Genomic DNA, 607 nt, shown 5'->3' on the forward strand with positions numbered 1-607 from the left:
TATGCACTAACAACTCTTCCGCGTTGCGAAATGTCGCGCTGTTAGGGCAAGGTGTTATCTACGTGCCTCGTGTATTGGTGTATGAAGATTTAAAGCAGGGCAGCGTGATCCAGTTGTTCAAAGAAGAAACGGCGAAATGCTTGGGTATCTACGCTGTCTACCCATACACAAGGCAGCAACCCGAGAAGATTAAGATCTTCATTGATCACCTATACAACAGCTTCCAAAGTCAAAATCATCGATTTTAAATCAAGTCTACAACGCTATTGGTTACTTTGGTGTTGTGGTTTTGTTTCCACCTTTTCTCTTAAATAATTTATCCAATTTAGCCACTTACACGGTGTTACTCCTTCATCACTTACTTTGATAACAAGACGTTGCGCACACCTGTTAAAGAATGGTTTTGTTATTGTTTCTTTTTGGAAACGATCTGTTTCTTTCGTTCTAACGTCGGTTTGTGAACGCTAAGTTACAGAAAAACAACAGATTAATTACGCTATGTGAGTGCTGGTTAAGGTTTGTACGCTTGACCTTGATGGACGCAGGGAAATTGACTGCTTATAGTGAGCCAAACTCAAATCCACACCGTGTTCGGTTGGATGTGAGT

Annotated in this window: 1 protein-coding gene; it reads left to right on the plus strand. The window is 41.0% G+C overall.

The window, feature by feature from the left end; genetic code table 11:
* Window positions 1–248: LysR substrate-binding domain-containing protein (locus R7R24_RS28445; RefSeq protein WP_318120415.1), on the plus strand; the 248-nt coding region annotated here is incomplete at its 5' end.
* Window positions 249–607 lie beyond the last annotated feature (359 nt).

The organism is Vibrio sp. 704 (assembly GCF_033339295.1).